This is a genomic window from Synergistaceae bacterium (assembly GCA_012521675.1).
Taxonomy (GTDB): domain Bacteria; phylum Synergistota; class Synergistia; order Synergistales; family Aminobacteriaceae; genus JAAYLU01.
In genome coordinates, this window is the sequence record JAAYLU010000117.1 from 1 (window position 1) to 7,446 (window position 7,446).

Below are 7,446 nucleotides of genomic sequence, written 5' to 3' on the forward strand. Positions count from 1 at the left end.
CATGAAGAGCCTCAGGGACGAGTACGGAACCGCGATGATCATGATTACCCACGACCTTGGGGTCGTCGGCGAGATATGCGACGACGTCGCTGTTATGTACGCAGGCAGGATAGTCGAGACGGGCGGCCTGCGGCAGATATTCAGCGAGCCCAAGCATCCTTACACGAACGGCCTCTTCAAGTGCATCCCCGACATAGAGGAAGACTCATCAGTCATAAGGCCGATCGAGGGGCTTATGCCGGAGCCGCTGGACCTTCCGGGCGGATGCCCGTTTCACCCGCGCTGCCCTCACTGCATGGACATATGCCGGACAGTCATTCCGTCGATATGCGAAATAGACGGGCACAGCGTCATGTGCCACCTGTACGCCGGAGGTAGAACCGATGACCGAGCTGGTTAAAGTTGAAAACCTGGTGAAGTACTTCCCCGTGGCTGCGGGCAACGTTCACGCGGTCGACAACGTCTCCTTCTCGATCAAAGAGGGGGAGACCCTGGGGCTGGTCGGCGAGTCCGGCTGTGGAAAGTCCACCACCGGACGCCTGCTGATACGCCTTATAGAGGCGACGTCCGGTCGCATCCTGTACAAGGGACGAGATGTCTCCACGATAAAGAAGAGGGAGCTGCGCCAGATAAGAAAAGAGGCCCAGATAATATTCCAGGACCCATTCTCGTCGCTGGACCCGCGCAAGAGCATCGGGGAGACGATTGGCAAACCCCTGGAGATATTTGGCATGGGAACGAAGCGCGAGCGGGAGGAGATGGTGGACTCTCTGATGGAGAAGGTCGGCCTCAGCCCGCGACTCTACTACAAGTACCCTCACGAGCTGGACGGGGGAAGACGGCAAAGGGTCGGCATAGCACGAGCCTTGTCTCTGTCTCCCGAGTTCATAGTCTGCGACGAGCCCGTCTCCTCGCTCGACGTATCGATACAGGCGCAGATACTGAACCTTCTGCAGGAGCTGCAGGATAAGGAGAACCTGACGTACCTCTTCGTATCCCACGACCTCTCGGTGGTGAAGCACATAAGCGACAGGATCGCGGTGATGTACCTTGGGAAGATAGTCGAGTTCACGGCATCGCGCAAACTCTTCGACAATACGCTGCACCCCTACTCCCAGGCCCTGCTCGCGGCCATCCCGATACCGAAGCTGGACCGCAAGAGGGAGAGGATAATCCTGACGGGCGGGGTGCCGAGCCCGTTGAACCCTCCGCCCGGATGCCGCTTTCACACTCGCTGCTCCCGTGCGATAGACATCTGCCGCGTCGAGGAGCCGCCGCTTATCGATGTCGGAGACGACCACATGGTAGCGTGCCACAGGGTTGATAGTGCCTGAAGGCAGAGCGCGGCCGATTCATCTTTTACAACCAGGTCGCCGATAACTAAAATGTAGTGGTATCCCCATTTTCAGGAGGTGAGGCGCATGAACATCGGCATGGTACAAAACGTCGTGGCGGCCGAACAGTCCGACGCCATGGCCCAGGTTGGACTGATGGTCCAGAAGAAGGCCATGGATGTGGCGAAGCTTCAAGGACAGATGCTGCAGGAGATGATGGCCTCCATGGGGATCGGCCAGAACCTGGACGTCCAGGGCTAGGCCGGACGAAGAGAGAGGGGGCGCTTCTGCGCCCCCTCTCTTATATTGACTAAGAGTCGAACGGTTTTACCTTGATCTCTCCTTCTTCGTACAGGAGCGCTCCGAACTTGAACTGCTCCCGCACACGATAAGTGATGCCCCGTATCGTAACGTAGACTCCGGGGTAGCAGACGGTCTTGGCCCTCACGGCTCCTCTCTCTCGGGTCCTCTCCATCTCTTCGTCGAGATTGATCGCCTCCTTCTCGCTCTCGCTTATCGAGGCCTTCAGCTGAAACGATGCCCGGGTGAGCTTCCCTAGGAGAGCGCGCTTCTCGTTGTCGAGCCCTCTCTCCGCCTCGAGCTGCTTCAGGAAGGCTATGTTCTTTTCGTACTTGTCGAGCTCCTCGGCCGAGACGACCAGGAACTTCCTCAGCTGATCCCGCCGCTCGACCTTCTCCGGAAGCGAACCGACGACTATCTCCGTCTTGGTCCCCATCTCGCTGCCCAGGGTCAGGCAGACAACCTCCCGCCCGGCATGTATCTTCCCCCCGGCGATCTGCGATCTCTTGCCGCCGGCGACCAGCACCTTCCCGGCACAGCGGCAGTCGCTGTGAAGAAGAGCGTTCTTTATCAGGACGTCCCCGCCGGAGAGGATGATCGCCTGGTCGGCGAAGTCGGCAGAGATATTTCCCTTGGCCTCGAGCTTCCCTTTCCCCGTGCCTCTTACGCCTCCGGCCACGACTATCTCGCCTCCGGCGGTCAGCACTGCGCCCTCCACCACTCCATGCACTGTGATGTTCTCCGTCGCGTTTATCGAGAAGCCGTCCTTGACCACTCCCCTGACGATAACCGAGCCGGGGAAGTCGATGTTCCCCGTGCTGTAGTCGACGTCGCCGTTCACCTCGTAGATCGGCGAGACTATCAGCCGCCCGTTGACCATGGTGAGATGCCCCTGCACAGCCGCCAGCAGGGAAAGGCCGTCCTCGGAGACCACGGTGCCCGCCGCTCCGGGGAAGGGTTTGTCCTTCCCGCTCTTCGTGCCGATTGCGCCGCCCTTGACGTTCGTCCCCTCGATGCCGTCCGTGGCCGGGATCTTGATCGCCAGCACGTCGCCCTCCTTCACCAGGTTGACCGCGCCCAGGTTTTTGAGGTCGACGTTGCCTTCCTCGTCCTCGACCGGCCCTTTATGTCCCTCCGGGTCCACGATGATCTCTATCGTCGCGTCCTCTCCGTGGGTCGACATGGTTCCCGTGGCCACCTCGAAGCTCTCGTTATAGAGCTGCCCTTCGCAGACCCTCTCAAGCTCGCTCCTGTCAATTCCGTGGGCAACTCCCTCGGTACGCAGCCTCTCTTCCAGAAAATCAGCGGTTGGACTCAAACCACCGATCGACGGGGGCGAGACCACCATGGAGGCGGACATCGAGTTCTTTGAGATAGACACCTTCACCTTGGAGTCGAACGGAAGAAAGGTCGGGGCGATCTTTACCTTTTTCTCCATCCCGTCCAAATACTTCGTCACGGCCTCGGCATCCCGCTGGTGCACTCCCCCTTCATCAAGCAGCGCCTCCAGCTCCGACGGCGAGATCTCGCGCCCCTCGGACCGGACGAGCCAAACCGCGCCTCCTTCAAGCTGCAGAGTGGTGTCTCCCCTCTGGATGCTGTTCACTCTCTCTCCTCCGGAAGACTTGGCAACTCCGTTGTCTCCGCTCATAGGCACCTCACCTTCCTACGCCGCAATTACGGTCGGGATCATTGCTCATATAGATAATACACCAAGAACGCGACTTTTTGAACACAGGGTAGACGGTTGTCAAGAAAACATCAATTTTTAGCCTATTGGAACGCTTCGTCCCGGCATTCCGGTGTGCAATCGACTCTATCCCATCGAGGCCGTTTGGTTATAGAATAGAGTCATGAAAGAGGAGAGGATGAGCCGGATGATTTACAAGCATACCAAGGGCGACCGGTTGAAAGGGCTGCTGCTCGCCGTGTTTTTGCTTCTCGCCGCATGGCCCGCGAGCGGGGCGACCGTAACGCTCGATGAATGCCTGGCGCTCGCAATGGAATACCACCCCGCCCTCGAAGAGGCACGCGCCGCCCTCGACGCAGAGAGATCGAGGCTAAGGGCGGTCGAGGCAGCGACGGCCTTCTCCGGCGGTATTTCCGCGTCTACCTCCAAGCAGACCGGCGCTGACCAGAGCTGGTCTGCGTCGTTCACCGTCACGAAGCTACTGTCCGACTCCGGAAAGAACGCCCTTGAACGTAAAAGCCGGCGGCTGGCGATAGATTCGTCCGTGGAGTCGCAGCGCGAGGCGATGCTGTCCGTCAGGAGGGGCGTGAAGGACGCGTACCACTACCTCGCCCTGCAACAACTCAAGTTGGAGCAAGCGGTCACCGCGGTGGGCACCTACGAGAGGCACCTCGAGAGGGCCAGGGGCTTCTACGAGGCCGGCGCCAAGGCCAAGTTCGACGTAACCAAGGCGGAGGTCGACCTGAGCAGCGCCAGAATCGCACTGCTCTCGGCGAAGGGAGACCTGGCCAGGGCCGGGGCCTCTCTGTCCAACTCGGTGGGGGCGGAGCTCGGTGACGTGGAGGTTCTTACGGACTTCCCCTCTCCCCTTGACCTCCCCGAAGAAACGTTCGCGCTGGAGCAGGCGTTGGAGAACCGACCTGACGTTCGGATCGCCCGGATGAGACAGGAGTCGGGCGAGCTCTCCGTCTCCCTGGCGGCCAAGGGGGACGCGGCCACCATCTCCCTCTCAGGCTCGGCGAGCCTCTCCGGGCGGGACTGGCCGCTCGACGATTCCTTCCGCGCCTCGGTCGCGCTCTCGGCTCCTCTCTTCGATGGGGGGCTGACCGACGCCAGGGTGGAGGAATCAAGGCATGCCTTGCGCGGCGCTGAGGCGGCAGTGGAGCGAGCGGTGCAGTCCGCGGTCCACGACGTCCGAACATCCCTCCTGTCGGCGCGGGAGGCTGAGGCGCGCATCCCCGCGGCGGAGCTGCAGATGAGACAGGCCGAGGAGAACCTGGCATTGGCCGAGGGGCGCTACGAGACAGGCGTCGGGAGCGCCCTGGAGGTAGCGGACGCGCTGTTGGCCTTCGAGAGGGCCAAGGCGGGGGTGCACCAGGCGAGGCATGACTACGCCGCCGCCCTCGTCGCACTTGAGAAAAGCTTGGGAGGAGAGTTCCAATGAAAAAGACAATCACAGTCATCCTTGTCGTCCTCGCGGCGTTCGCTATGTCCTTCTCGGGGAACGGTGCCCCGGAGTACGTCTTTCGCACTTCCCCGGTCGAGTTGGGCGACATAGTGGCCAAGGTCACAGCCACCGGCAGGCTCGGCGCGGTGACGGTGGTAGAGGTAGGGACCCAGGTCTCCGGTACCATCAAGGAGATCTACGCCGATTACAACGACACTGTGACGAAGGGGCGGCTGATAGCCCTGATCGACCCGGACGTGCTCGCCGCCAGGCTGGAGGAGGTAAAGGCCAACCTTGCGGTCGCCAATGCCTCGGTCGCCCGGGCCAAGGCCAACATTGCGGACGGGGAGCGCAATCTGAAGCGCAACAGGGAGCTCTGGTCGCGCGACCTGATAGCCAGAAGCGAGCTCGACGCCGCCGAGACGGCGCAGGCGCTGAACAGGGCGTCGCTTCAAGAGGCGGAGGCGAGAGTGCTGCAGGTGCGTGCCTCGCTGCGCCAGGCTGAGACGAACCTCGCGTACACTCGGATAGTATCCCCGGAGGACGGAGTGGTGATATCGCGAATGGTCAACGTCGGTCAGACAGTGGCCGCCAGCCTGTCGACCCCCACCCTCTTCTCCATAGCCAAGGACCTGACGGACATGCAGATAGAGACATCGGTCGACGAGGCGGACATCGCCAGTGTCGTCGAGGGACAGGAGGTCGACTTCACCGTCGACGCCCACAGGGGTACGGTGTTCAAGGGACGCGTCAGGCAGGTGCGCATCTCGCCCGGGACAACCGACAACGTGGTCACCTACCCTGTGATAATCTCCGTCGCCAACCCCGATCTGAAGCTCAAGCCGGGTATGACGGCCAACGTGTCCATAATAACCGAGCGCCGAAGCGGTGTTCTCCGCGCCCCGTTGGCCGCCCTGCGCTTCTCTCCCCCGCCGGAGGAGAGCACGGAGAACTCCGGCTCGTCCCCCTTCGCCCCGTCGATGCCCCGCCGCCGGGGAGGGGGCTCCGGAGGCGTCAACACAGGGGCCGACGGGAGCCGGGCGAGCGTCTGGACGGTGAGGGACGGTGCGCTTTATGAGCGAGTGCACTTCCTCGCAGGTGCGGGGGACGGCGCGTTCGTCGAGATAGTCGGAGGCGAAGGGCTCTCCGAGGGTGACCTGCTGGCTGTCTCGTACTCCGAGAAGCCGAGGACCTCCCTGTGGAGGAGGCTATTCCAGTGAGCCTGATCGAAGCCAGCGGAATCGTCAAGATCTATCGCACGGGCGACGTGGAGCTGCGGGCCCTCGACGGGGTCTCCTTCTCAGTGGAGCGTGGCGAGTTCGCCTCCATAATGGGTCACTCGGGCTCCGGAAAGTCCACCATGATGAACATCCTCGGCTGCCTGGACGTGCCCGACGAGGGGGAGTACGAACTGGACGGACACAGTGTGAGAGGCCTTTCACGGGATGACCGGGCTGACATCCGCAACTCCACCATCGGCTTCGTCTTCCAGGGCTTTAACCTGCTTCCAAGGGCGACCGCGCTGGAGAACGTGGAGCTTCCCCTGGTCTACGCCGGGATCCCGGCCAAGGAGCGCAGGAGGCGAGGTGCCGAGGCGCTGGAGCGAGTGGGGCTGGCTGACAGGATGACGCACCGGCCGAACCAGCTATCCGGGGGCCAGCAGCAGAGGGTCGCGATTGCCAGGGCCCTGGTGGGCGACACCCCCCTGATACTGGCGGACGAGCCTACCGGCAACCTGGACACCGCCACCAGCGCCGAGATAATGGAGCTGTTCGCCTCGCTCAACCGGGCGGGGAAGACGATCGTGCTGGTCACCCACGAGCCGGACGTCGCCAAGTACAGCTCACGAGTCATACGCTTCCAGGACGGTCGAATAGTATCCGACGAGAGGAGCGCACCCGGTGCTTGAGATCCTGCGCACGGCGCTGAGGTCGCTCATGTCCAACAAGGTGCGATCGCTGCTGACAATGCTCGGCATAATCATCGGCACTTCGGCCGTGATCGCGATGGTCGCGATAGGCGCGGGCGCTAGCCGCAGCATACAGCAGTACATCTCCGGCGTGGGCGCGAACATCCTGATCATAATGCCGGGAGCCCCGTCCGTCGGTGGAGTCCGCCAGCAAGCCGGCGCAGGGGCCGGTCTGACCACGGAGGACGCAGAGGCACTCCGCCGCGAGGCCTACTCGCTGGCAGGGGTCGCCCCCGAGCTGTTCGGTCGCGTGCAGCTCGTCCACGGCAACATGAACTGGTCCACCATGGTCACTGGGAGCACCGAGGATATCTTCCACATAAGGGAGTGGACTGTCGAGCAGGGGCGCTTCTTCTTCGAAGAGGAGGCACGCTCCGGGGCGAAGATCGCAGTACTGGGCGCGACCGTGGCGAAGAACCTCTTCGGCGACGAGAGCGCGATAGGCGGGATAATCCGAGTGCGGAACACCCCGATGGAGGTGGTCGGAGTCCTGGCACCAAAGGGGCAGACTCCCTGGGGGCAGGACCAGGACGACACGGCGTTCGTCCCCTTTGCCGCAGCTCAGCGCAGCCTGTTCAGGCGGGGGATAGCCAACTCGGTGCAGCGGATCACCGTCGCGGCCGTCAACGGCGACTCTGTCCCGGAGGCCGAGCGGGAGGTAAAAGCCATACTGCGCCAGAGAAGACGCCTCGAAGAGGGGGAGGAG

The 7,446-nt window shown here is 62.4% G+C and carries 8 protein-coding genes; 7 read left to right on the forward strand and 1 reads right to left on the reverse strand.

The features are described from left to right. The 3 genes from GX181_10355 to GX181_10365 form a co-directional block, all read left to right on the forward strand. Positions 1-400, forward strand: a 400-nt coding sequence (locus GX181_10355) for an ABC transporter ATP-binding protein (GenBank protein NLM72341.1), incomplete at its 5' end; no start/stop codon positions are given. Next, positions 384-1,334, forward strand: a complete 951-nt coding sequence (locus tag GX181_10360) for an ATP-binding cassette domain-containing protein (protein NLM72342.1) — start codon at positions 384-386, stop codon at positions 1,332-1,334. The genes GX181_10355 and GX181_10360, both read left to right, overlap by 17 nt. An 87-nt stretch (positions 1,335-1,421) precedes the next feature. Then, on the forward strand, positions 1,422-1,595 hold the full coding sequence (locus GX181_10365; GenBank protein ID NLM72343.1) for a hypothetical protein: 174 nt from the start codon (positions 1,422-1,424) through the stop codon (positions 1,593-1,595). Between the two features lie 49 nt (positions 1,596-1,644). Here GX181_10365 and GX181_10370 read toward each other — a convergent pair whose 3' ends face one another. Next, entirely contained in the window at positions 1,645-3,285 is a 1,641-nt protein-coding gene (locus tag GX181_10370; GenBank protein ID NLM72344.1) for a DUF342 domain-containing protein, read from the reverse strand. 226 nt (positions 3,286-3,511) lie between these two features. Between GX181_10370 and GX181_10375 the strand changes: the two genes are divergently transcribed. The 4 genes from GX181_10375 to GX181_10390 all read left to right on the forward strand — a co-directional run. After that, positions 3,512-4,768 (forward strand): TolC family protein, encoded by a 1,257-nt coding sequence (locus GX181_10375; protein ID NLM72345.1) that lies wholly within the window; start codon positions 3,512-3,514, stop codon positions 4,766-4,768. Further along, the gene (locus tag GX181_10380; GenBank protein NLM72346.1) at positions 4,765-5,991 is read left to right on the forward strand and encodes an efflux RND transporter periplasmic adaptor subunit; all 1,227 of its coding nucleotides are present in this window, start codon (positions 4,765-4,767) and stop codon (positions 5,989-5,991) included. The genes GX181_10375 and GX181_10380 overlap by 4 nt, the downstream gene beginning before the upstream one ends. A gap of 2 nt (positions 5,992-5,993) precedes the next feature. Further along, positions 5,994-6,680 (forward strand): ABC transporter ATP-binding protein, encoded by a 687-nt coding sequence (locus GX181_10385; GenBank protein NLM72347.1) that lies wholly within the window; start codon positions 5,994-5,996, stop codon positions 6,678-6,680. Further along, positions 6,673-7,446 (forward strand): ABC transporter permease (locus GX181_10390; GenBank protein ID NLM72348.1); only part of this gene is annotated, 774 nt, incomplete at its 3' end. The genes GX181_10385 and GX181_10390, both read left to right, overlap by 8 nt.

Bases quoted from the DNA above. Each gene is read 5' to 3' on its own strand.
- GX181_10360 (NLM72342.1), top strand. From the start codon at position 384: ATGACCGAGCTGGTTAAAGTTGAAAACCTGGTGAAGTACTTCCCCGTG.
- GX181_10365 (NLM72343.1), top strand. From the start codon at position 1,422: ATGAACATCGGCATGGTACAAAACGTCGTGGCGGCCGAACAGTCCGAC.
- GX181_10370 (NLM72344.1), bottom strand. From the start codon at position 3,285: ATGAGCGGAGACAACGGAGTTGCCAAGTCTTCCGGAGGAGAGAGAGTG.
- GX181_10375 (NLM72345.1), top strand. From the start codon at position 3,512: ATGATTTACAAGCATACCAAGGGCGACCGGTTGAAAGGGCTGCTGCTC.
- GX181_10380 (NLM72346.1), top strand. From the start codon at position 4,765: ATGAAAAAGACAATCACAGTCATCCTTGTCGTCCTCGCGGCGTTCGCT.